We start from the raw sequence: 21,931 nt of genomic DNA on the forward strand, positions 1-21,931 counted from the left end.
ACGGGCTGCCAGGAGCGGTGGATTCCCGGCTGAAAAGCATGTATGATAATGATGGCCTCTAATGCAGATTAGAGGCTTTGACTTGCAGAAAGCGGGGATTTACCTGATGGAAGAACAGACGATTTTTGAAATCATTCACAATATGGATAAAGTGACGAACAACCTCATCATCCAATGGGGCAAATTGTTCAACGAGGACCTTGGAATTTCCCATATTCTCGTTCTGGCTCACCTGCAGCACCACGGGAACAGCCGGCCTTCGGATATCGCCAAGGCTCTGGGGCTGACCCCGCCGACGCTGACCCATCTATCGGAAAAACTCGTGCAGAAGCAGTTAGCCGTTCGAATCGTCGATGAGAAGGATCGCCGTATCATCTATTTGGGGATTACGGACAAGGGTCTCGACATCGTTCAAAAGGCGAATCAGGACGGGCAAATTTTGCGCAGAAATCTTTTTGAAAAATTGACCGAGGAAGAAAGGCAGCAGCTGCTGAAAATCTATGAAAAGCTGACCGGGTTTTTATGAGAATCCCCGAGGCGGAGCGTAACACCTTCATGTGATGACAGCCATGTCGAGAGATATGGACATCACTTGGAGGTGTTTTTTGCTTTATTAAAACTATGACGTATAGTTGTCAGCTTTTGCCTCCTATAATGGCCTTAGAAGATGAGGGAACAAACGAAGGAGGAAAATGAACATGAGCGAAAAACAAACGTTAAGAGGCATGGCGACGATTAATTATTGGGCAGACGATATGGAGGCAGCGGTGTCGTGGTATTCGGAGGTGCTCGGCATCTCCCCGTACTTCAAACGCACCGGACCGTCTGGCGAGCTTGCTTATGCCGAGTTCCGGGTTGGGGACTACCAGCATGAGCTGGGTCTGATCAGCCGCCGTTATGCTCCTTCGCAAGCGGTGCCGGGTCCAGGCGGTGCCACCATGTACTGGCATGTTGATGATGTGGAAGCCACATATACGAAATTGCTTGAGATGGGAGCAAAGAAATACGAACCAATTACACCGCGTGGCGAGGGATTCGTTACGGCTTCGGTGACGGACCCTTTCGGTAACGTGCTGGGGATTATGTATAATCGGCACTATTTGGAGATGGTGGAATGGATGAAGAGGGGTAACGAGGTTACGAATGATTGATAATTTGTTTAGAGAAAAATAATAGGCGAATTAAAACTCACAAAACGAGTACGAGTTAATTAGAATCATATTCGGATGGATTAATGCTCATCGAAATATAAAGCATCCCTTCCTGGAATTTTATCGGTCTTGAGGACTTGTCCTCAAGGCCATTTCTTTGCTAATTGAGCTAAATCCGACGTCTTTTTAAAAAAATCAATCGATTTTTCAATCTCGCGCGTCTATATTATAGAGCGGCCGCCAAGAGGCCCGTCGGTGAACGGGTTGTAGAGATAAAGAGGGGGGAGTGGGGACGCTGAATGCAGATAGTACATGGAGCGAGATCCATATGAATAGAACCACGCTGACGGAAGCAGAAGCGTTTTTTGAGCGTCTGACCGCCGAGCAGCGAAAATTGTATTCCATCGCCTACAGTTATTTGCGCAGTGAAGCCGATGCGCTGGAAGCCGTGCAGGAGGCGTCATACCGGGCGTGGGTGAAGCGGAAGAAGCTGAAGGACCCGCAGTCCTTCACCCCGTGGCTCATCCGCATCACGATCAACTGCTGCATGGACGAGCTGCGGCGGAAGAAACGGGTGTTTCCGGTGGAGGAGCCGCAGGAAGGGGCCGTGCAGGAGATGAAAAGCAGCGAGCGGATCGACCTGCAGCGCGCGCTGGAGCGGATGAAGCCGAAGTACCGGCATGTCGTCATGCTGAAATATTACCAGGACATGACGTCCGTAGAAATCGCGAAGGTGCTGGGAAAGCCGGAAGGAACGATCAAGACATGGCTGCGGGAAGGCCTGAAGCAGCTCCGGAAATATATGTAGTGGCTGAGCAGAAGGGAGGGACAGGTTATGCCCGAAAAAGAACAGCGCATCCTGCTGCAGGATGCCTATGAAGTAAACAAGCATGCGGAAGCGTTGCCTGAGATGAAATTGACTCTGGCTATGCGTAAAGGAATGGAGAGAGGAAAAATGCGTGAAAAGCGGCGTTTCTATTTTTGGAGTACGGGGACGGTTATGGCGCTCGCGGCGGCCCTGCTAATTATCAATTACTCGATCGGCAGCTTGGCCCATCGGGCGGAGCCGGCGCCGAAGCAGACGGCGGGGATACCAAGTCAGTCCGCCTTAGATCCGTACCGCTCTACCTATCTGGAGGGTCTGGCGAGCGCAATGGACCGGGGGCTCGTCAAGCCGATTGCCGAAAGCGTCGAACAAAAAGGGTATCTTGTAGAGGTGGACGGTGCCGTCACGGATGGCCGGATGGCTTATGTGCTGTTCGGTGTCCGCAACCAAACGGATAAAGAGGTCATCAACGCGGACGTAGCCCTTGAACTTGGCGGCGTGGAAGCCCCGTCCAAAGGAGCGTCGGTGGAATTGGCGGGAAGCAACAGCAACAGAATTCCGGCGAATGGAGCCAATCATTTTATTTACACCGTGCCCCTGAACCCGTCCGTTCAATATACCAAGGATGCCAAGTTTCATGTGACCTTAACGGAGACGTCAAACGAAGCGCTGATGTCCAGCTCCAATAAATACCGCACGGCGTTCGACATTTCGTTTGAGCTCGATCCCGAAATGTTCAAGGACAAAGAGCGCGTGCTGCACCCAGACCGGACCCTGACAGTAGACGGCCAGCAGGTTCGTGTGACTCAGGTCATCTATACGCCGCTGCACACGTACGTCGACCTGGACTATGATCAGGCGAATGGGAAACAAGTATTCCGGCTGCTCAGTCCGGTGCTCATCGGGAAAGTCGGGGACGAAGTCGAAAAGCTGTATTATCCGAAGTGGTACTCTCGGGACAATTCGGAGGCCCTCACGGAGGGTACAGATGCGATGCTGATGTACGGCAGCGGCCAGAAATACGCCGAGTATGATTCCATTAGGCTCAAGACGGAGGGCACCGCTGCGGTGGACAAGGACCAGCTGCAAATCGTGATCGACCTGAAGAAGAAACAGATTGTGGAGGCGCCGGACGATCGGTTTACCTTGATTTCATACACCCGGACGGCTGGCCCCGGCGAGGTGCTGATTCACCGTGAGCTCGAAAACGCCTATGCCGGCGAGAGCCTGTCGCTGTCGCTGGATGACAGCTTCACCGATGCCGACGGCAACGTCCACAAAAGGCAGTCTCCTGAAGGATATTCCCAAGGTGGACATAGCTGGTCCAACAAGAAGGACACGATGGGAGACGATTACGATTACAACTTCGGCAAGGATGCGGTAAACTATCCGCAGCCGCTGACCATTAAGGTGAAGCAGATATGGATGCCGAGTCCCGATACGCAGGCGGTGGAACTGCTGAAGTAACTAGCGTACAACGGCGCACAACCACAAAATATACAGACAGGCAGTCTGAAGGCTGAGGGGCCCGAAGGCTGCCTTTTTGTTCCCTCAGAAAAGCCCGGCCGGTGGGATTGAAATGAGCCAGCAAAATTTGTATGTTGGATGCATACTATTTTTTCAACTGAACAAAAGGGGCTATGTCCGGTGAAATTGGCAGAAGATTACCTTCGGCTGCGAAGCGCTTATTCCGGTGAAAAGGAAGGGGAGCCGTTCCGGGTGACGATCGACGGGCTGGCTGAGGCCCTGTACTGCACGCCCCGTAACGCCAGGCTGATCCTGCGCAAAATGGCCGACGCCGGCCTGATCCGGTATGCAGCCGGGCAGGGCAGGGGCCATCGATCGGAGCTGACGTTTCTGGCGGACAAGCGGGAGCTCGTGATCCGGGAAGCGCAGCAATACGTGAAGCAGGGGGACGTGCAGGGCGCGCTGATCTGGGTAAAAGAGCAGGCGGGCGAACCCGAAGTGATGCAGCGGTTTGTGGACTGGCTCACCGGCTATTTCGGATACCGGACGGAAACGACGGGGGAGGGCCGTATGGTGGAGACGCTCCGCCTGCCGCTATACCGGCCGATCGTGACGCTGGACCCGGCGGACGCGATGTATGCTTTCGATACCCATCTGATCCGCCAAATCCATGCGACTCTGGTCGAGCTGGAAATGGACACCGGCAAGGTTATTCCGGGCGCCGCACATCATTGGGAATCTAGTGCTGATGCCTGTTGTTGGACGTTCTATTTGCGAAAAGGCGTGACATTTCACGGCGGCACGGAGCTTACGGCCGATGACGTCAAATACAGCCTGCTGCGCGTGCAGCGGGAATCCAACAATCATTCCTGGCTGTGCAGGGACATCGTTGAGATCTATGCGGAATCGCGTTACACCATCCGCATGCAGCTGCGTCAGCCCAACGTCCTGTTTGCGGTATTTATGTCGCATACGGCGGCAGCTATCCTTTCCCGTGCCAGCGGGGAGTCCGGGGCCGGAACGGTTCCCGGCAGCCTGCCCGTCGGGGCCGGGCCTTACCGGATCGCTAAGCTTACGCCGGGGATGTGCGTGCTGGAGGTTTTCCCGGATTATTATGCGGCCCGGGGCCTGATCGATCGAATCGAAGTGATGATCATCCCGGACACCGGCGGAGAATGGACGGTGGAGACCAATCCGGGCGTACTGGTCGTCGAGACGGGAGAAGCGCGCAGCCAAGAGCTGAAGACATGGCGGCGCAGTCGTCTCGTCACCGGATGCAGCATGCTGACGATAAATCTTGCGAAACCGGGGATTTTGCAAACCGGTTCCTTCCGCAGGGCGCTTGCACTTGCGGTTGATCGGAGTCGTATGGTCCGGGAGCTGGGGTACCCGCATGCTTCCCCTTGCCTCGGTTTTCACCTTGAGCCGCAGCCGGCTGCTGCTGATCCGCTGTATGATCCGGAAGAGGCATCCAGGGAATTGGAGCGGTCCGGGTACGGCGGGGAGGCGCTGAAGCTGTATGCGTACCGTCGCCATGAGCAGGCCGCTTACTGGCTTCAACAGCAATATGGTCAGGCAGGAATCCAGCTGGACGTGCATATTGTGCCCTGGGAGGAATTAATGAAGGAAGAGCGAACCCGGGAGGCGGACCTGATCCTGTTCGAGGCGCTGCTGAGCGAGGGGCTGCTCCGGCAGATCGAATATTTGCTGTCCCGGTTCAGCTTCATTCGCAGCATGCTGGATCCCGGAATGCAGGCGGAAGTAAACCGGCTTGTGGGGCAGCTGCTTCAAGAGGCGGAACCGGAAGCCCGGGACGAGGCGTTTCAGCGGCTGGAATCCTGGCTGATTGAGCGCAGCACGGCCGTCTATTTGACCTACAACGAAGCCCGGGTGCTGTCCCACCCGTCCCAGCAGGGCGTACGGTTGAATGCCGCCGGGTGGGTAGATTTTAAGGACATCTGGTTTAAAGGGGAAGGTTAACGGCGGCTGATCAGTCGCGATTGCGGTACGGGAAAACATGACATCTGGCGAAAGGGGAAAGGTTTCCCGGAAAGATTGCCTTTTTCTGAAGCTCGTCCGGCTGTACAATGATCACAGCGCATGAGATGAAACTTACCAACGGAGTGAAGGTGAACGGTATGGAAATTATGCTGGACGATTTAAGCGGGCCGGAAATAGCCGCGTTGATCCGCGAGCATCTTCAAGGCATGGCGGAGGAGTCGCCGCCGGAGAGCATACACGCCCTAGATCTGGACGGGCTGCGGCGGCCGGATGTGACGTTCTGGAGCGCATGGGAACAGGGAGAGCTGCTTGGCTGCGGGGCGCTAAAGGAGCTTGATCCCAGCCACGGCGAGATCAAATCGATGCGGACTTCATCCGCCCACTTGCGTAAAGGAGTGGCCCGATCCATCCTGGCGCACATCATTGAGGAGGCCCGGCGGCGGGGATACCGGCGGCTGAGCCTGGAGACGGGCTCAATGGCGTCGTTCGAGCCGGCACGACGGCTGTACGCAGCCTTTGGATTTGAGGAGTGCGGCCCATTTGCGGATTATACGCTCGATCCTTACAGCACTTTTATGACCCGAGAGCTGTAACCTGAATATGCAGAGCTTGATGTGAAAAAAGGACATGCTTCCTGTCATCGACAGGTTGAGCATGTCCTTTTACTTTATGTGCCGGAAGACTTAACAAGGAATGACAGCGGTGAAGGTACTGCCTTGGCCGGGCGTGCTCTGCACGCTCAATGTGCCGCCGTGGGCTTCGGCAATCCATCTGCCGATGGACAGCCCGAGGCCGTGGCCGCCCAGCTCCCGGGCGCGGGATTTGTCCACGCGGTAAAAGCGTTCGAAGATGTGCGGCTGCTCCTCCGGCGGTATACCGATTCCGTTGTCACTGACGGTCATATGCAGCATTCTCCGTTTGTCCTCCCGGATCTCCAGGGCAAGGGAGACGGTGCCGCCCTCCGGCGTATACTTGATGGCATTGTCCAGCAGGATGACCATCAGCTGCTGCAGGCGCTGGACATCGCCATGAACGGTCATGCCGTCTTCCGCATGTAGCTTCAGTGTAATTTGCTTGGCCTGCGCCAAAGGAAGCAGGGATGCCACCGTCCGAGAGGCTTCGGCTGCCAGATCAAAGTCGGTTATGCTCAGCTGAACCTCATCCGAGTCGGAGCGTGCCAGCGTCAGGAGGTGGCTGGAGAGGTCGGTCATCCGCTTGGCTTCTTCCCGCATATTGTCCAGCACCCTCCGGCTGAACGGATCGTCCTTCAGGCTGTTTTCCATTTCAAGCACCTCAATGGAGGACAGGATGACGCTGAGCGGCGTGCGCAGCTCATGCGAGGCGTCCGCGACGAACTCGCGCTGCCTCGTATACGAGCGGGCGATCGGAACCATCGCCTTGACCGACATGTTCCGGCTGAGAAACACGGCCAGGACGCAGAACAGAAGCGCGAGCCCGATCAGCACGAGCAGGAGCCAGCCGAACAGCCGGTACTGGCTGCCTACCTCCTTGGCCACGTACAGCGTGCCTATAAAGACCCCGTTATCGTAAACCGCCTTGCCGGCCAGAAGCATGCGGACATTTCCGGGAGCCGTCTTGAGGGGATCGTTCCCATGTCTTGGCGGCCCTGCATCCCGGCCGGTTTCCTTGATCGTAACGGTCTTGTACTCCGTCTGATCGCCTTCGGGCGTCCACTCCGCCACCGCGCTGCCGACCGCTGCGCTCAGTCCCATCCGCTGCTGTGCTTCGTACAGAAAATTCCCATGAGGGTCTTTGAAGCAGCCCACCGTCTGGTTCGCCAACGATGGATAGCTGCTGCCGAGATTACCTTCTATATTATAGGAGCCGGTATGCTCCATCGATTCATGAAACGCATAGGACATATCCTGAATCCAGTCGTTCAGCTGATTTTTCTGGTCGTTGATCAGCAGAAAATACAGCAGCCCGTACACCGTTCCGATGAACAGGGCGAGGAAAGCGATAAGCACCGCGGTATACTGCAGCGTCAATCGGTTCTGGGTTCTTTTGAACAGGTCACTCCCCTGCCGGGGCCAGGCGAAGGGGAATTTCCATTTCCATTTAGGCTTCAATTTTATAGCCGACCCCCCGGATGCTCTGAATCAGCTCTTGATCCAGTCCGCTGAGCTTCTTACGGAGCAGCTTGATCATGGCGTCGATCGCTTTGGGGCCGACATCGGCGTCGAGTCCCCAAATCCGGTCCAAAATGACTTCCCGGGTCAAGGTGATGCCCTTGTTCTGGATCAGCAGGTCCAGCAGCTGAAACTCCCGCGGCGTCAGCTGGACGAGCTCTCCCGCGATGCTTGCCGTCTGGTTGGTCCGGTTCAGGATAAGGCCGGGGACTTGAACTTCCTCACCTTGAATGGGCGCAAAATTCCGCCGCGACAGGGCGCGGAGCCGGGCGAGCAGCTCCTCGATTTCAAACGGCTTGACCAAATAGTCGTCGGCGCCCGCGTCCAGTCCATTGATTCGGTCCTGCAGTCCGTCCTTGGCGGTCAGCATCAGGATGGCGCCCATGTATCCTTCCTTCCGCAGCTGCCGGCAAGCCCAGACACCGTCGCCCTCCGGCATCATCCAGTCGAGAATCAGGACGTCGTAATTGGTGGCCTCGGCATACTCGCAGGCTTCCCTGCCGGTAGTGACCCAATCCGCGGTATGGCCGCCTTTTTTCTTCAGCATGTGCACGACCAGCTCTCCCAGCCGCATATCGTCTTCTGCCAGCAATATTTTCATCCATATTCGATCCTTTCCCGTATCTATATAGATGGACATTTTTTTCTTTAGTTCATTCGATCTAGCTCCTGAAATCGTGCCGGAGTTAAAGTTTAATAAGAGCATACTTCCGGCGGACAAACCGAGTCAAGAATCGGGGGCTGGCGGGTGCTTCAACCTTCCCTTCCAGCTTGGGTGCAAGCCATGGTTTGGGGGCTAAGCACGATTTTGAAGACTCTGCATATCGCAAAAACCCCAAAACCCAAGGCTTTGGAGCTCTTGAAGGTTTGGGGCTGATGACGAAGGCGGCATACCCCCGTTATACAACGGAGAGATGCGCTTTTTGATAATATGACGGGTTATGTAGTTAACTTCGCGTAGACGATAAAGAAAATCATGACCTCTCCGACGATGGCGTAATTGGGGACGGGAAAGATCAGGTCAATCACGAAGCAGCAAGCGAGAATCCCCAGCATAATAGCCAGATGATAGGGCTTCAGCCGCAAATGTTTGTGTCTGTACCGGTGAAACACCACAGAGGTCGATAAGAAATACAGGAGCACGGACCCAAACACGAATGCCAGCAAGAAGGAGTAATCCATCTGGTCTTTGTATAACAGCTGAATGGCTGCCGCGATCATACTCATCGACAAATACACGAATAAATGGCCGTAAATAATCATTTGGCCGGCCGTGTGGATTTCCCGGCTTACCTTTTTGTCGATGTTATCAAAGTACTGCCACCACATGGCAATGACCAGCAGGCTGGTAAAGGCGACGAACAAGACGGATGGCAGATCCCAGTGATTAAACTGCAGCACAGCCAGAATACTGACGACCGATTCGCCTAGAAGAATCAAGGTAAACAGGGCGAAGCGTTCGAACAAGTGGTGCGTATTGATCGGCGTTCTGACCAAGTGCCGGCGCCCCATTAAGGGAAGCAAAATATCTACGGCGATCCCCGCGTACAAGACGGCATACCGGATCCAGGAGTCGAAGAACAGCGAGCAGGCCGAGATCAGAATGCCGATCAAAAAGTGGGTGCCCAAATAGGAGGCGGTCACTTGCTGATGCGCCGCTTTGGCCCGATGGACGAAAAGATACTGCAGGGCCGTAAGCACCCTTGAGCCTATGTATCCTACAAAGAAGGGAACATAGTATTGGTCAAAATCTGGGGACAAACTCGCCGTCATGACGAGAACGAACAACAGCTGAAGGATCATGAAGACCCTGTGAATTAAAATATCCTGGCCGAACCGGTTCACAAAGAGCGTTTGTCCTACCCAACCCCACCAGATAGGGATAAAAATCAACACGAATTTGCTCAGGTACTCCAAGGGAATGGTTCCGTGTTCCGCATGCAGCAGGACATGCGTTGCTTTGGACACGGCTGCGACTAAGAGAAGATCGTAAAACAGCTCCAGCCAGGTCACCTTTTTTTCAATCATAGCCTTATGATCCCCTCCTTGATGTGATGAATGCAGTCAAATGAGTCAAAAGCGAATCCGCCGCTCATCCGAAGAATCAATTTATTATATCAATTTTCAAATCCCGGTCTACTACATTTTCGGAAATAGGACTGCAGGCTGTAACCGAAGTCCCGGATTGTTAAGCAGGGGTAAATACAATGGCCTTTTTTACTGATTTTTTGTACATTAGAGAGAAAAACTCAGTTAATATAATTTTATATACACGAAAAATAATATGTGCTATTCTAACGTTGCCAAAGAGATGTTATGCGTCAAGTATCGTTTATCGATTGCCACTACGCTTCTGGCTGCACGGAGCACCGGATCAACATTGGACGGTCCTTAGCCTGATGGACGGGCATCATGGGATGCCGTGGTCCTTACCGGGTGATTTCATGCTTTTTGAAACTACGCATTGTAGTATAAATTATAGGAGGGAATACATATGACAAAGAAGGTTGTTTTGGAACCCGCTGCTTTGAAATTTGCACAAGATACCGCCAATCCGCCGTATTTGTTTGATCTTGGACCGGAAAAAGGGCGCGAAGCCGTAGACGAGGTTCAATCGGGCGACGTCCCGAAGCTGCCGGTTGAAATTCAGGATATCACCGTTGAGGGAGGGCCAAGCGGACAGGTTTCGGTCAGACTGCTTCGTCCCGAAAACGTTACAAATAAGCTGCCGGTCATTCTTTATATCCATGGCGCCGGCTGGGTGTTCGGAAATGCGCATACCCATGATCGCCTGATCCGGGAGCTTGCGGTCGGTGCCGAGGCCTGCGTCGTATTCCCGAATTACAGCCTGTCTCCGGAAGCAAAGTATCCGACGGCGATCGAAGAAATCTACACGGTTCTGACCTGGATTGCGGAACATGGGGAGGCGTACGGCCTGGATACGGATCGCCTTACCGTGGCTGGGGACAGCGTTGGGGGAAATATGACAGCTGCGATTACGCTGATGGCGAAAGAGCGCAAGGGTCCCGCCATTCATAAACAGTTGCTGTTCTACCCGGTGACGGATTCAGGCAACGACACGGAGTCCTATCATCAGTTTGCGGAAGGTTATTTCCTGCGCCGGGACGCCATGGCCTGGTTCTGGGAGCAGTATATTACGAAGCCGAGCGATAAAGAGGAGATCTATGCTTCCCCGCTGCGGGCAACGCGCGAGCAGCTCGAAGGCTTGCCTCCTGCACTGGTCATTACAGCAGAAGCGGACGTTCTTCGCGATGAAGGCGAAGCTTACGCCAACAAACTGCGCGAAGCCGGCGTCCGGGTGACCGCTGCCCGGTTCCAGGGGGCCATTCATGACTTTGTCATGCTGAATGCCCTTGCGGATACAGCGGCGGCTAGAGGCGCGATCGCGCTGGCGAACGCTTGGCTCAAAGAATAGCAGGGGCGGTGAAAATAGCAAATGGCGACAAACATAGGCATTATGGTGGGGAGTTTAAGGGAGCATTCGTATAACCGGATGATTGCGGATACGATCCCGGAGCTTGTGGATTCCGCACAATATGAATTCATCTCGATTGCGGATCTGCCCTTATACAACGCGGATTTGGACCGGGAGGAAAGCCCGGAGTCGGTCAAACGCTACCGCGAAGCGGTTCAACAGGCGGACGGAATCATCATCGTGAGCCCGGAATATAACTCGGGCATCCCGGGTGTGCTGAAAAATGCGCTGGACTGGGCCTCAACCCCGACCAAAACCGCGGTCCTCATTCATAAACCGGCCGGGGTCATCGGTGCGACGCCAGGCGTTAAAGGGACGATTTTGTCGCAGCAGCAAATCCGGCAAACCTTGGACGCCGTTCAGTCTTATGTGATGCCGTTTCAAAAAATGTATATATCGCAGGCGATGGAGAAGGTTGATCCGGAGAGTGGTAAGCTGACCGATGAAACGACCCGCAGGTATGTACAGCGTTATGTGCGGTCGTTCATCCAGTGGGTCGATCAGGTACAGCAGATGAACGGGCAATAACCATTTTAATCAGGAGCTGAGGCTATTATGGGTAACATTGCAATTTATGGATTCGGTCGGATCGGAAGACAGTTGCTTCGGGCAGCGTTGGAACAAAATTTGTTTGTTCCTTACTCCATCTCCGATATTAAAGACGAAGCGACGCTGGCTGCGCTGTTTGAAGTGGACACGAATTACAAGCGCTGGCATGAGAGCGTATCGGGCGGCGAAGGCGCGATCGTGATCGGCGGCCGGGATATCCGGTATTTGAATTCGGCCAAGGAAGTGCCTCATTGGGGTGAGCTCGGCGTCGACCTGGTCGTCGACTGCACCGGGCGGGCCGTGACGCGGCCTGTGGCCGAACAGCACCTGGAGCGGGGAGCCAAACGGGTGCTGGTCAGCGGACCAAGCAAAACGCTTGATGACTGCGACGCCGTTCTGCTGAAAGGAATCAACCTCGACAGCTTCGATCCGGAAAAGCATAAAATCATCAGTATGGCGAGCTGCACGACGAATGCGCTGGCTCCGGTCGTCAAATTGGTCCGGGAAAACTACGGGATCAAATACGGCTTATTCTCCACGGTACACTCGTATACGAACACGCAATCGTTAACCGATCAGCCGATGAAGGACCGCCGGGACTCTTGGGCTGCAGCAGAAAACATCATTCCATCGTCTTCCGGCGCCGCCAAAGCGCTCAAGTTCATCTGGAACGATCTGCAGATTACCGGCAAAGCGTACCGCATTCCGACGCGTACAGGCAGCATTGCCGAACTGAACCTGATCACGGAGAAGCCCTGCACCGTTCAGGAGATCAATGATATGTTCCGGCAGGCCGCAAGCGAAGGCGATCTGAAGGGTGTGCTTGACGTTTTGGAAGGGGAATGGGCATCGTCACGCATCGTTGCCGATCCGCATTCCTCGATTATCGACCTGCCGTTAACCCAGGTGCAGGGTGAAATGCTGTCTGTCGCCACCTGGTACGATAACGAATGGGGTTATGCCTCCAGATTGGCGGAAGTTGCTGCTTATTTGGCAGGGAAATAGGATGAAATAGGGTTGCAGTTACAGAGGACAGGGGCTGCCGGTGAGTACCGGTGGCCCTAATTTGCTTGAGAAAGGGACGGATCGGATTCGCTCCGAAAAAATGGATTGACAATGAGCAGAACATCATTTATCTTTAATTTAAGATAAATAAATTCGAAATAAAAGCCCGGATTTAATAATCCTAAAGGAGCGATACAGATGATCACACGCACGGCAGGTATTCATCACATTACGGCATTTTCAAGAAATCCCCAGGAAACGATTGATTTCTACAGCGGCATCCTCGGACTCAGCTTGGTGAAGAAGACGGTCAACTTCGATGATCCTACAGTGTATCACCTGTATTTCGGCGACCCGGCGGGATCTCCGGGAACGATCCTGACCTTTTTCCCCTATCCTCGGGCCCGGCAAGGTCAGATAGGGGGCGGTCAGGTGGGCATCGTGACCTTTGTCATTCCGCCCGGGTCCATCGATTTTTGGCAGGAACGGCTGGCTTGGTTCGGACGGGATACAGCAAGCAGCAAGCGGTTTGGCGAGAACTATCTGCAGTTCTCGGATCCGGACGGACTGCGCCTGGAACTGGTGGAGCGGGAAGACGGAGTCGGGGGCGCAAGCCCGCTTGAAAGCATTCCGGATGACCAGGCCATCAAGGGATTAGGCGGTGCGGTTCTGTTCAGCGAGGCTTATGCCGACACGATCGACGTGCTGGAGAACCTTCTCGGACTGGCCAAAATCGGGGAAGACAATGGATACGCCCGTTTTCAAGCGACGGCTGAACTCGGCAACCTGATCGATGTCCGTATGGAGAACATGGAAGCGGGACATGGCACTGCCGGAACCGTACATCACATCGCCTGGCGGGCAAGCGATAACGCGGAGCATGAAGCGTGGAGGGAACGCGTGTCGGTCAATGGCTTTGACGTCACCCCGATTAAGGACCGCCAGTATTTTAAAGCCATCTATTTCAGGGAACACGGCGGAATCCTGTTCGAGATTGCGACGGATCCTCCAGGATTCGCCCGGGACGAAGCGCCGGATGAACTGGGACGCAAGCTAATGCTGCCGGAATGGTTTGAACCGCAGCGCGGTGACATTGAGGCTCGGTTAGAGCCGGTTACGACCGAGAAAGTTTGGAATTGACCGCGAAACAGGCGGTGTGCGATATCGTGAGACAATCAGTATTTGGATATAGGGCGGTGTAGTATCGCCGGCCATCGATGATTCCTGCAAGGACAGGGGTCATCTTTTTTTTAGCAATCTTCTGCCTGAACGCTAGATTTTATTGTGAGACTTTGGCTTTTCACCATCTTTTCACCATCGCCCCTTACAATGACAGCATAACGGAAATGAACATACTTGAAACAAGGTGGTCTGTATATGGCAAATTCCAAATGGATCAAATGGACGGCAGGCATGGCGGGTGTGGTCATGTTTACAGGTTTCGTAGGATATATCTCCAAATTTAATCCGGCTGACACTGCTAAAGGGAATGTGGCGAGCGCATCCCCGATCTTCGGAGCGGGACAAGACGACTCAAGCGGCGACGTCGAGAACCAATGGCGGGACGAAGCTTCCGGCGGGGACGCAGGGTTCTCCGGGCAGGAACGCGGATTTATGGGCGGCCGCTCCCGGTCGGGCATGGACTTCGGTTCCGGGCAAAGCAGCAGCGGGGAAGGCTCCATGCGCACCCACGCTTCCTAGCGGCAGGCGCTGGACGGAGGTGATTGAAGATGCATACATTCAGAGCGATGAACACAGAATTCGTCACGCAGGGACTGCCTGAGGCGGAGCAGAGGGAAGCCGAGTCCTGGTTTGCTTTTGTGGAAAAGCATTTGACCCGTTTCGATCCGGGTAGCGAGCTGTCCCGGCTGAACCGTTCGGCAGGCAGTCCGTTTTTGGCGACGCCGATCTTGTTCGAAGCCGTCAGCGTGGCGGTGGATTATTACCATAGGGCCGACGGGTTGTTTAACCCTTTTCTCGGACAGCTCCTGTCTGATCTGGGCTACGGCCGAAGTTTCGGAGAGACAGCCGAGGAAAAGGGGTTTTCTTCACTGGCACCCGACCGAACGGAGGCTATTGCAAGGCTGCTGGGGTCTTTTGGCCCGGAGATCGGGGCCAAGCTGAACCCGCTGCATCGCAGCATCGAGCTGTCTCCGGCATGGTCGGTGGATCTCGGCGGCATCGCCAAGGGCTGGAGCGCCGAGAAGTTCGCGGGCATGATGCGCAGAAAGGGCATTGCGCACGGGGCGGTCAGCGCCGGCGGGGACATGATGCTGTGGGGCGGAGAGGATCGCCCGCAGCAGGTTAACATAGCGGATCCATTCGCTTTGGACCGCGACATTGATTCGTTCGTCATCCGCAGGAACGCGGGCGTTGCCACAAGCAGCCGGTTAAAGCGGAAATGGCTGGACGGGGAGGGACAAGAGCGGCATCACATCCTCGATCCCCGCACGATGATACCGAGCCTGACGGATGTGGTGCAGGCGACAGTCATCCATCCGTCGCTGACGGCGGCCGAGGTCTATGCCAAATGCCTGCTGATCCTCGGCCTGCAGGCCGGGACGGCATGGCTTGAAAGCAAACATCCCGCCGCGGCGGCTGTATTCGTCTGCGAAGACGGCTCCGTCTGTACGGCGGGATTCATCGAAGCATATCGACAGGAGAATGGAAAGGAGGCGGGATGATGGCGGTCTTTCATCATTTCGGCAGCAGCATCAGTCAAATTTTATCGGTGTGGGTCACGACGAGGGCGGCGGGGCTGACCTCTTATATGCTCCTGTTCGCTTCCATCGCGGCAGGGCTGCTGCAGGGCAGTGCGTGGGCCAAAGGGCCGGTGAAAGCGAAGCTGAACATGGTGCATCAATGGTGCGGCTGGTTCGGTCTGTTATTCGGTATGGCTCACGGGCTCGTACTCCTGTTCGACCGGTATGTCGGGTATTCCTTGGCGGATCTTTTGATCCCCTTTAAGGCGAGCGGCGACCGGTTGTGGATGGGGCTGGGGATTTTGTCGCTGTACTTGATGCTGCTGCTGATCATCAGCTCGGATCTGATGAAGAAGCTCGGCAAAAAGGCTTGGCGTTTGATTCATTTTCTGGCGATGCCCACCTATTTGATGGCGCTGGTCCACGGAATCATGCTGGGAACGGATAGCCGGCAGGCTCCCGTGATTGTGCTCTATGCAGTGACCGGCGTGACGGTGCTTATCCTGCTATTGAACCGGATCGCCGCTACTCGCAGAAAGGGCGGAGGGAGAATGATCGTGGTGCAGGAAGGCGGGAAAACCCGCATTAAACAAATTCCTTCTTCACGCTAATAGGACAGGCGGAGTGCTTCTGCGCTCCGCCTGTTAAGCATGATCAAGCGTTATTCGGATGTTATCAAGAGTTCATATTCGCGGGGTTCGGGCCATTTAGCGGCTGTTCTCCTGCCGTCCGGCGTAGTAGGGGGCGCCTGGATCGATGTCGATCACGACGCGCTGCGGCTCGGCCAGCGCATATTGATGCTCGCAGCGCCAGCGCATCTCTTCGGTGAAGCCGATCGTTTCGCCGTCTTCGATCACGTCTCCCTGCCTGAATAAATAGTACGCCACATCCATCAGCTGGCCGGCCAGCTCGGAAGGGTCGAGATCAAAGCAGTGGCATTGGACGTCGGGAATCCCGAGCGCCGCCAGCCCAAGTGAATCCATCAGCCCTTCATTGCGCCCGCTCCCGGTCCCTTCCACGTTATAAAATCGGATGTTCATCGCGCCGTAGAGCAGCTCGCCTTGTTCCACCGCAGCCAGGTACGCCTGCGGCTCGACAAGCTTGTCGCTGGCCCGGAAATAGACGGCGTCGCATGGAGCCGCCTCCAGCACGGCCCGCAGGGCGCCGGTCATCAGCTGCAATCTGTCTTGGGGCATAAGGCCGGAAGCCATCAGGTCGGTGAGCAGCAGCGTATAACCGCATCCGCTGACGACTTCTCCCGCTTCTCTCCAGTGCCAGGACTGCTGAACGGCTGTGGCGTAGTCGTCTACCGGGCGGTTGTGGACCGGCATCAGGCTGGTTTGCGCCGGCATCTCGCCTTCCGAATAGGCAACCTTATAGTCCAGGTGAAAAAAGTGCAGCAGATCATCCGGACCGGACTCATCCGGCTCCCACACCGCAAGGCCGGCATGTTCGCGTTCTCCGGCTTGCTGGGTGGAGCCGGTGTAACGCTCCATGCTTGCATACAAACGGTTTCGGTCGATTTCCGGCTTGTGCCGATATTTCAGTTCGACCGCATATACCCGCGAGAAGCCAAAGCTTTGTTCTTCCTGAGCTACCTCACTTGTCATGTTCCTCTTCTCCTATCGCTGTACTGTTCTCCATTCCTTATTGTAACGAATCTTTCCAATGCGTTCCAGCTCGTGTCCTGTATCCCGCCGGACAAGTAGACGGAAATTTATTGATTTCGGCGAATAGCTGGATGTCATAAATCCGCAGGCCGGCAATAAGTTATAAAAGGCCCGGCTGAAATCGGAGTGCTCCGAAAATGCATCGGTCCCGGGACGTAGTTTTATGTCGAAAAAAGTACAATTAAAGAAGGGATTTGAGGAAACGCATCGAATAAAGAGAAGTGCATTTTTACCTCAATACCCAATTTTCAGGAGGATGTTTAATGATCGTTGTATTGAGTTTGCTATACCTGGCTATTTATATCGCCATTTGCGGAGCGTTTTTCCAGCTTGCCAAAAAGGCGGGAAGAGACGACATCGCGTGGTTTGCGTTTGTCCCGATCTTGAATTATATTCTCCAGCTGAAGCTGATCAAGGAGAGTGCATGGTGGATCCTGATCACGCTGGTGCCGATTGCCAATATCGTGTTCGGCATCATCTGGCAGGTGAGGCTGCTGAACGCGTTCGGCAAAAACGGAGCCTATGTCCTTTTCGGCGTTTTCCTGGCTCCGGTGTATGTGATTTTGTGGATGGTTTGGGGCTACTCCAGCAAGACGACTTACCAGCTGTACAATCCGCCGGTTCCTCCAGGGCCAACAGCCGCTTTTTAAGCAGAAATCGTTCTTTGGCTCTGACTGGATCTGGATCTTTGCTTACATACCGACAGAACTGAAGCGTGATTCTAAGATTTAACAACGAAGGGCATGATTCGTCATCGGGTCGGCCCAAATCATCGAGGTAAAAATGCACACAATGACCGTGGCCGCTCCCGTTAGGGGGCGGTTTTGCGTTTTCGGATATCGGAGGTGTTACCGGGCAAGGGAACCTGATGCATAAAAAACAGGGGAAACAGCAAAATAATGGTAATCATTTCTCGAAGGAGTTTTCCCATTGTTTATTCAGCGGCTGAAAAAGTTTCTGTATACCTATCCCCGGCCTGAGCGGGAGCAAGAACATCAGGATTCTCCTAAGGGGAAGCCCCTTAGCAAAGAACTATCCGACAGTCTAGAGCTGCTCCAACAATCCATGGGCAAAAATACGGATTTTGTCATCCATCATCTTGCAGCCGATCAAGAATCGGACTATAAAGTCATCGTCAGCTATATCGACGGCCTGGTAGATTCGCTGCTCCTTTCCAAATTGCTGGAAAACCTGAATCGCTTGAAGTTAGATAATTTGCTTCGGGCGGACAAGGCATCTGCCGATTGGCTCAAAAATCAGCTGGCCATGGGGAATGTTCGGGTCATCTGCACGCAGGAAGATTTAATCCATTCGGTCCTGGACGGGAGGGCCGTCATTGTCGTTCAAGGCATGCGGGAAGCCTTCGCCGTCTATATCGATGGAGGTTCCCGGCGATCCGTAGAGGAGCCTTCCTCCCAGACGGTGATCCGAGGCCCGAAAGAAGGGTTTACGGAAGATATCACGACCAATATCGCCCTGCTCCGGCGAAAAATCAAATCCCCGCACTTGACCATTGAATCGCATGTCATCGGAACCTATACGCGCACCAACGTATCCATCGCCTATATCGATGGGATCGCAAACCCGGAGGTCGTCAAGGAAATGACATCGCGGATCCAGAGTATTGAAATCGACGGGATTCTGGAGAGCGGGTACATTGAGGAAATGATACAGGACGGCGTTCAGTCGCCCTTCCCAACCATATATAATACCGAGCGGCCCGACACGGTCGCCGGCGGGCTGCTGGAGGGACTGGTCGCCGTCTTTGTGGACGGCACGCCTTTTGTTTTAGTGGCTCCTGTCACTTTTTACCGTTTCCTGACCTCCAGCGAAGATTATTATCAACGATTCGATATTTCTTCCTTTCTTCGCATTGTCCGGATGATTTCGTTTTTCACCGCCCTGCTTCTCCCATCGATTTTTATTTCCTTAACCACCTTCCATCAGGAACTGCTTCCCATGCCGCTTTTGATTTCATTGGCCGCACAGCGGGAAATTACGCCGCTGCCGACGCTGGTCGAAGCGCTGCTGATGGAGCTGACCTTTGAAGTCATTCGTGAAGCAGGCGTCCGGATGCCGAGAGCGATCGGCCCGGCCATTTCTATCGTCGGCGCATTAGTGCTCGGTCAGGCCGCGGTCCAGGCGGGACTGGTATCGGCAGCCGTCGTGATTGTCGTCTCCTTTACAGCGATTTCCAATTTTGCACTTCCGGCGATTAACTTTGCTTCGTCCGTCCGCCTTCTCCGATTTGTACTGATGATATTTTCCGGAAGCTTCGGGCTGGTCGGTGTGCTTGGGGTATTGATTCCGCTGATGGCGCATCTGGCCTCACTCGAATCGTTTGGCGTACCTTATCTCATGCCGTCATCGCCTTTTAACAAAACGAACCAAAAGGACCAGATGATTCGGGCGCCCTGGTGGAAGCTGCGCACGCGTCCAGTAGGCATCGGGGACCAGAACCGGATGCGCCAGCCCAAAGACAAGAAGTCGTTCGCAGAACGTGAGGTCGGGCGTCCAAGGGATCCATTGGCCTAGGAAGGGGGATGGAGATGAAGAGAGGGATTGCCTGCTTGGTGCTGTTGGCTTGCCTGCTGCTTACGACAGGCTGCTGGAACCGGGCTGAGCTGAACGATCTGAGAATTACGGTAGCTGGCGGCATCGACCGAGTAGGGGACAAATGGGAAATCAGCTATCAGACGATCATCCCGTCCTCCATGGCCTCGGGTACGGGCGGCTCGGCAGGGATGGGCTCACAGCCGGCCATTTATGTGTTTTCCATGGTTTCCGATACCATTTTCGGCGCCCGAATGAAGAGTAATTTGGAAGCCTCCCGAAAGCTGTATGTCGCTCACGCCAAAGTGATTGTGGTCGGCAGGGAAGCGGCAGAGCGGGGGCTTGGCGAGCTGGTTGATTTGTTCCTGCGAAATTCGGAATCGCGTGAAAGCGTAGAGCTGCTGATCACCGACGGTACGGCGAAGGATCTGCTGAAGAAAATGGTTCCTCCCGAAAAGCTGCCGGGTGCGAGCTACAGCGATATTATGGGAAAAGAATCAAAATTCATATCGATTTTTCCGAAAAAAACGATCTTTGATTTGGCATTCAGCCTGCATTCGGATGCCAAAAGCATCGGCATACCGGTAGCTACTTTTGTGGGTGAGGATACGGAGGAGAACAAGGCAAAACTGCATTCGCTCGATGTCCTCAAGGATACCTCCCCTCCGCTTTCCTTGAGGCTGACCCGCCTTGGTGTATTCAGCGGGGACCGGTTGGCGGGGTATCTGAGCGGCAGAGAAAGCATGGGACTGTCGTGGCTTACCGATCAAGTGAAGGGGACCGAGCTATCCTTTCCTTGTCCCCAAGCGAAAAACAAGCATAATTCGATCATCATCACCTCTTCGAAAACAAAGCTAAGACCCGTCCATACTGGCACGCATTATACGATGCTGGTCAGCGTCAAGCTGAACGGGAATTTGATGGAATCCACGTGCAACAAGGACTTGTCCAAACCGGAGATCATCCGTGAAATGGAGAGGAGCATCGAAGCGGAAGTCCGCGACCAGATGTTTACCGGTTGGGATGCCGTGCGGCAGATGGGGGTCGACGTGACCGGTTACGCCGACATTATCCACCGCAGTTTTCCTAAGGAGTGGAGGAAGATGCAGACCACATGGCCTGAACAATTCAAGCGCATGGACATTCAGGTTCAGGTCAAGGCAACCATCCGCCGGCCGGGCTTGATCCAGAAGACGATACAACAGATGAAATAACGTTTGCCGTAGGCAGCCCTAGAGAAACTGGGTATGTAGAAGGAGTATCCTATGATTCGAACGACCCGTGCTTCTGAAATTGCCATATCGTTATCTTTGTATGAAGTAGGAAGCACTACCCTGTTCCTGATAGGGGGAGAGGCGAAGCAGGACGCCTGGCTCGCTATGCTGCTGGGCGCCGGGGCAGGGCTGCTGCTGCTTCTGGTATATTTGCTGATGTACCGCCTGGATCCGGAAAGGGATCTGTTCGAGATGTGCCGGCATTACTTGGGCAGCATATTCGGCTGGATTGCTGCGTTTGCACTTACCGCTTATTTTGCTTATGAAGCCTCCCGAAATTTTCGCGATATCGGCGAATTGGCCATTCAAACGATGCTGAACCGGACACCGATGTCGATCATTATTTTCATTTCGGTGCTTATCGGGTCGTACATCACCTATCTTGGGCCACGGGCGGCTTTCAGACTGAGCGTGATTTATGCCTATATCATGGCGTTCGGATATGTATTGATTTTAGTCATGGTCCCTTTGACGGGGCTGCTGCACACTAAATTTATGTTTCCTGTCCTGGAGAACGGATTCGCTCCAGTGTGGCGGGCGGCCATGCCTAACATCGTATCGTTTCCGTTCGGGCAGACGGTCCTGTTTTTGGTTTATTTTAAATATGCTCAGAAGGGCAAACATCTCGGCAGGCTCACCATCGTATCCTATCTGGCTACCGCTGTTTTTTTGACCGTTCTAAACCAGCTGGTTATTCTCGTTCTCGGTCCTAAGATTGCCACCATCGGCACGTATCCGCTGTTTATGGTCGTACAGATGATGGAGGTGGCCAACGTGATTGAGAGAGCCGACGCGCTGTTTGTCCTGCTCTTGTTCATGGGCATCGGCATGAAGGCTAATTTCTTACTGATCGGGGCAGGCATCGGCCTTCAGCGCATCACCGGAATCCGCTACAAGCTGTGGATCATCCCGCTGGCATTGACGGTATTTGCCCTCACGTATTTATCACCCACGTTTACGGAATATTTCAGGACAGGTCTCAAGCTGACCGTAGAGCAGCTGATGCCGATTACGCAGCTGGTGATTCCCGGGATACTGGTCATTGCGATGCTGATTGGCAAAAAGAAGCGGAAGCCGGCCTAGGCGA

General features: G+C 54.3%; 21 protein-coding genes. 17 read left to right on the top strand and 4 right to left on the bottom strand.

The genetic code is table 11. The annotated features are described in order from the left end of the window. Nucleotides 1-61 precede the first annotated feature (61 nt). From ABID47_RS12500 to ABID47_RS12525, 6 genes are all read left to right on the top strand, one after another. Complete coding sequence (locus tag ABID47_RS12500) at nt 62-526, top strand: MarR family winged helix-turn-helix transcriptional regulator (protein WP_354497082.1); 465 nt, start codon at nt 62-64, stop codon at nt 524-526. Nucleotides 527-698: 172 nt separating this feature from the next. Continuing rightward, on the top strand, nt 699-1,151 hold the full coding sequence (locus tag ABID47_RS12505; protein ID WP_354497084.1) for a VOC family protein: 453 nt from the start codon (nt 699-701) through the stop codon (nt 1,149-1,151). A 328-nt stretch (nt 1,152-1,479) separates the two neighbouring features. Beyond that, nucleotides 1,480-1,959, top strand: a complete 480-nt coding sequence (locus tag ABID47_RS12510; RefSeq protein WP_076168631.1) for a sigma-70 family RNA polymerase sigma factor — start codon at nt 1,480-1,482, stop codon at nt 1,957-1,959. Between the two features lie 27 nt (nt 1,960-1,986). Then, nucleotides 1,987-3,444: a DUF4179 domain-containing protein gene (locus ABID47_RS12515; RefSeq protein WP_354497086.1), complete on the top strand. Its 1,458-nt coding sequence runs from the start codon at nt 1,987-1,989 to the stop codon at nt 3,442-3,444. Between the two features lie 180 nt (nt 3,445-3,624). Further along, nucleotides 3,625-5,424 (top strand): ABC transporter substrate-binding protein, encoded by a 1,800-nt coding sequence (locus ABID47_RS12520; protein WP_354497087.1) that lies wholly within the window; start codon nt 3,625-3,627, stop codon nt 5,422-5,424. A 158-nt stretch (nt 5,425-5,582) separates the two neighbouring features. Beyond that, nucleotides 5,583-6,038 carry a GNAT family N-acetyltransferase gene (locus ABID47_RS12525; protein ID WP_354497089.1) on the top strand — a complete coding sequence of 152 codons (456 nt, stop codon included), beginning with the start codon at nt 5,583-5,585 and terminating at the stop codon, nt 6,036-6,038. A 90-nt stretch (nt 6,039-6,128) separates the two neighbouring features. On the opposite strand, the gene ABID47_RS12530 is transcribed toward ABID47_RS12525, so the two are convergent. From ABID47_RS12530 to ABID47_RS12540, 3 genes are all read right to left on the bottom strand, one after another. Continuing rightward, nucleotides 6,129-7,535, bottom strand: a complete 1,407-nt coding sequence (locus ABID47_RS12530) for a sensor histidine kinase (RefSeq protein WP_354497091.1) — start codon at nt 7,533-7,535, stop codon at nt 6,129-6,131. After that, nucleotides 7,525-8,196 carry a response regulator transcription factor gene (locus ABID47_RS12535; protein WP_326103362.1) on the bottom strand — a complete coding sequence of 224 codons (672 nt, stop codon included), beginning with the start codon at nt 8,194-8,196 and terminating at the stop codon, nt 7,525-7,527. Before ABID47_RS12535 ends, ABID47_RS12530 begins: the two co-directional genes overlap by 11 nt. Before the next feature lie 338 nt (nt 8,197-8,534). Next, nucleotides 8,535-9,623 (bottom strand): low temperature requirement protein A, encoded by a 1,089-nt coding sequence (locus ABID47_RS12540; protein ID WP_354497093.1) that lies wholly within the window; start codon nt 9,621-9,623, stop codon nt 8,535-8,537. Nucleotides 9,624-10,089: 466 nt separating this feature from the next. On the opposite strand from ABID47_RS12540, the gene ABID47_RS12545 reads away from it, so the two are divergent. The 7 genes from ABID47_RS12545 to ABID47_RS12575 all read left to right on the top strand — a co-directional run bounded on the left by ABID47_RS12545 (nt 10,090) and on the right by ABID47_RS12575 (nt 15,958). Then, nucleotides 10,090-11,031 carry an alpha/beta hydrolase gene (locus tag ABID47_RS12545; RefSeq protein ID WP_354497095.1) on the top strand — a complete coding sequence of 314 codons (942 nt, stop codon included), beginning with the start codon at nt 10,090-10,092 and terminating at the stop codon, nt 11,029-11,031. Nucleotides 11,032-11,052: 21 nt separating this feature from the next. Further along, the gene (locus ABID47_RS12550; RefSeq protein WP_354497097.1) at nt 11,053-11,619 is read left to right on the top strand and encodes an NADPH-dependent FMN reductase; all 567 of its coding nucleotides are present in this window, start codon (nt 11,053-11,055) and stop codon (nt 11,617-11,619) included. Between the two features lie 27 nt (nt 11,620-11,646). Next, nucleotides 11,647-12,645, top strand: a complete 999-nt coding sequence (locus ABID47_RS12555) for a type I glyceraldehyde-3-phosphate dehydrogenase (protein WP_251674340.1) — start codon at nt 11,647-11,649, stop codon at nt 12,643-12,645. A gap of 198 nt (nt 12,646-12,843) precedes the next feature. Further along, a complete protein-coding gene (locus tag ABID47_RS12560; protein ID WP_354497099.1) occupies nt 12,844-13,785 on the top strand; it encodes a ring-cleaving dioxygenase in 942 nt (313 codons plus the stop codon). Between the two features lie 237 nt (nt 13,786-14,022). Beyond that, nucleotides 14,023-14,346 carry a hypothetical protein gene (locus tag ABID47_RS12565; RefSeq protein WP_354497101.1) on the top strand — a complete coding sequence of 108 codons (324 nt, stop codon included), beginning with the start codon at nt 14,023-14,025 and terminating at the stop codon, nt 14,344-14,346. Between the two features lie 29 nt (nt 14,347-14,375). After that, on the top strand, nt 14,376-15,329 hold the full coding sequence (locus ABID47_RS12570; protein ID WP_354497103.1) for an FAD:protein FMN transferase: 954 nt from the start codon (nt 14,376-14,378) through the stop codon (nt 15,327-15,329). Then, nucleotides 15,326-15,958, top strand: a complete 633-nt coding sequence (locus ABID47_RS12575; RefSeq protein WP_354497105.1) for a ferric reductase-like transmembrane domain-containing protein — start codon at nt 15,326-15,328, stop codon at nt 15,956-15,958. Before ABID47_RS12570 ends, ABID47_RS12575 begins: the two co-directional genes overlap by 4 nt. 96 nt (nt 15,959-16,054) lie before the next feature. Here the strand turns inward: ABID47_RS12575 and ABID47_RS12580 are convergent, their stop codons facing one another. Next, complete coding sequence (locus ABID47_RS12580) at nt 16,055-16,957, bottom strand: DUF4261 domain-containing protein (protein ID WP_354497107.1); 903 nt, start codon at nt 16,955-16,957, stop codon at nt 16,055-16,057. Nucleotides 16,958-17,280: 323 nt separating this feature from the next. Between ABID47_RS12580 and ABID47_RS12585 the strand changes: the two genes are divergently transcribed. The 4 genes from ABID47_RS12585 (at nt 17,281) to ABID47_RS12600 (ending at nt 21,927) form a co-directional block, all read left to right on the top strand. Next, a complete protein-coding gene (locus ABID47_RS12585; protein ID WP_116231375.1) occupies nt 17,281-17,667 on the top strand; it encodes a DUF5684 domain-containing protein in 387 nt (128 codons plus the stop codon). A 280-nt stretch (nt 17,668-17,947) separates the two neighbouring features. Then, complete coding sequence (locus tag ABID47_RS12590; protein WP_354497109.1) at nt 17,948-19,552, top strand: spore germination protein; 1,605 nt, start codon at nt 17,948-17,950, stop codon at nt 19,550-19,552. Nucleotides 19,553-19,566: 14 nt separating this feature from the next. Continuing rightward, nucleotides 19,567-20,784 (top strand): Ger(x)C family spore germination protein, encoded by a 1,218-nt coding sequence (locus ABID47_RS12595; RefSeq protein ID WP_354497111.1) that lies wholly within the window; start codon nt 19,567-19,569, stop codon nt 20,782-20,784. 51 nt (nt 20,785-20,835) lie between these two features. Next, nucleotides 20,836-21,927, top strand: a complete 1,092-nt coding sequence (locus tag ABID47_RS12600) for a GerAB/ArcD/ProY family transporter (RefSeq protein ID WP_354497113.1) — start codon at nt 20,836-20,838, stop codon at nt 21,925-21,927. The last annotated feature ends 4 nt before the right edge of the window (nt 21,928-21,931 follow it).

This window comes from Paenibacillus favisporus (assembly GCF_040545415.1).
Taxonomy (GTDB): domain Bacteria; phylum Bacillota; class Bacilli; order Paenibacillales; family Paenibacillaceae; genus Paenibacillus_AQ; species Paenibacillus_AQ favisporus.

What these genes read in the sequence shown, in the direction of transcription:
- ABID47_RS12565 (WP_354497101.1), top strand. Translation starts at nt 14,023, where the DNA reads ATGGCAAATTCCAAATGGATCAAATGGACGGCAGGCATGGCGGGTGTG.
- ABID47_RS12570 (WP_354497103.1), top strand. Translation starts at nt 14,376, where the DNA reads ATGCATACATTCAGAGCGATGAACACAGAATTCGTCACGCAGGGACTG.
- ABID47_RS12560 (WP_354497099.1), top strand. Translation starts at nt 12,844, where the DNA reads ATGATCACACGCACGGCAGGTATTCATCACATTACGGCATTTTCAAGA.
- ABID47_RS12580 (WP_354497107.1), bottom strand. Translation starts at nt 16,957, where the DNA reads ATGACAAGTGAGGTAGCTCAGGAAGAACAAAGCTTTGGCTTCTCGCGG.
- ABID47_RS12555 (WP_251674340.1), top strand. Translation starts at nt 11,647, where the DNA reads ATGGGTAACATTGCAATTTATGGATTCGGTCGGATCGGAAGACAGTTG.
- ABID47_RS12525 (WP_354497089.1), top strand. Translation starts at nt 5,583, where the DNA reads ATGGAAATTATGCTGGACGATTTAAGCGGGCCGGAAATAGCCGCGTTG.
- ABID47_RS12540 (WP_354497093.1), bottom strand. Translation starts at nt 9,623, where the DNA reads ATGATTGAAAAAAAGGTGACCTGGCTGGAGCTGTTTTACGATCTTCTC.
- ABID47_RS12600 (WP_354497113.1), top strand. Translation starts at nt 20,836, where the DNA reads ATGATTCGAACGACCCGTGCTTCTGAAATTGCCATATCGTTATCTTTG.
- ABID47_RS12595 (WP_354497111.1), top strand. Translation starts at nt 19,567, where the DNA reads ATGAAGAGAGGGATTGCCTGCTTGGTGCTGTTGGCTTGCCTGCTGCTT.
- ABID47_RS12575 (WP_354497105.1), top strand. Translation starts at nt 15,326, where the DNA reads ATGATGGCGGTCTTTCATCATTTCGGCAGCAGCATCAGTCAAATTTTA.
- ABID47_RS12550 (WP_354497097.1), top strand. Translation starts at nt 11,053, where the DNA reads ATGGCGACAAACATAGGCATTATGGTGGGGAGTTTAAGGGAGCATTCG.
- ABID47_RS12515 (WP_354497086.1), top strand. Translation starts at nt 1,987, where the DNA reads ATGCCCGAAAAAGAACAGCGCATCCTGCTGCAGGATGCCTATGAAGTA.
- ABID47_RS12585 (WP_116231375.1), top strand. Translation starts at nt 17,281, where the DNA reads ATGATCGTTGTATTGAGTTTGCTATACCTGGCTATTTATATCGCCATT.
- ABID47_RS12505 (WP_354497084.1), top strand. Translation starts at nt 699, where the DNA reads ATGAGCGAAAAACAAACGTTAAGAGGCATGGCGACGATTAATTATTGG.
- ABID47_RS12545 (WP_354497095.1), top strand. Translation starts at nt 10,090, where the DNA reads ATGACAAAGAAGGTTGTTTTGGAACCCGCTGCTTTGAAATTTGCACAA.
- ABID47_RS12510 (WP_076168631.1), top strand. Translation starts at nt 1,480, where the DNA reads ATGAATAGAACCACGCTGACGGAAGCAGAAGCGTTTTTTGAGCGTCTG.
- ABID47_RS12500 (WP_354497082.1), top strand. Translation starts at nt 62, where the DNA reads ATGCAGATTAGAGGCTTTGACTTGCAGAAAGCGGGGATTTACCTGATG.
- ABID47_RS12535 (WP_326103362.1), bottom strand. Translation starts at nt 8,196, where the DNA reads ATGAAAATATTGCTGGCAGAAGACGATATGCGGCTGGGAGAGCTGGTC.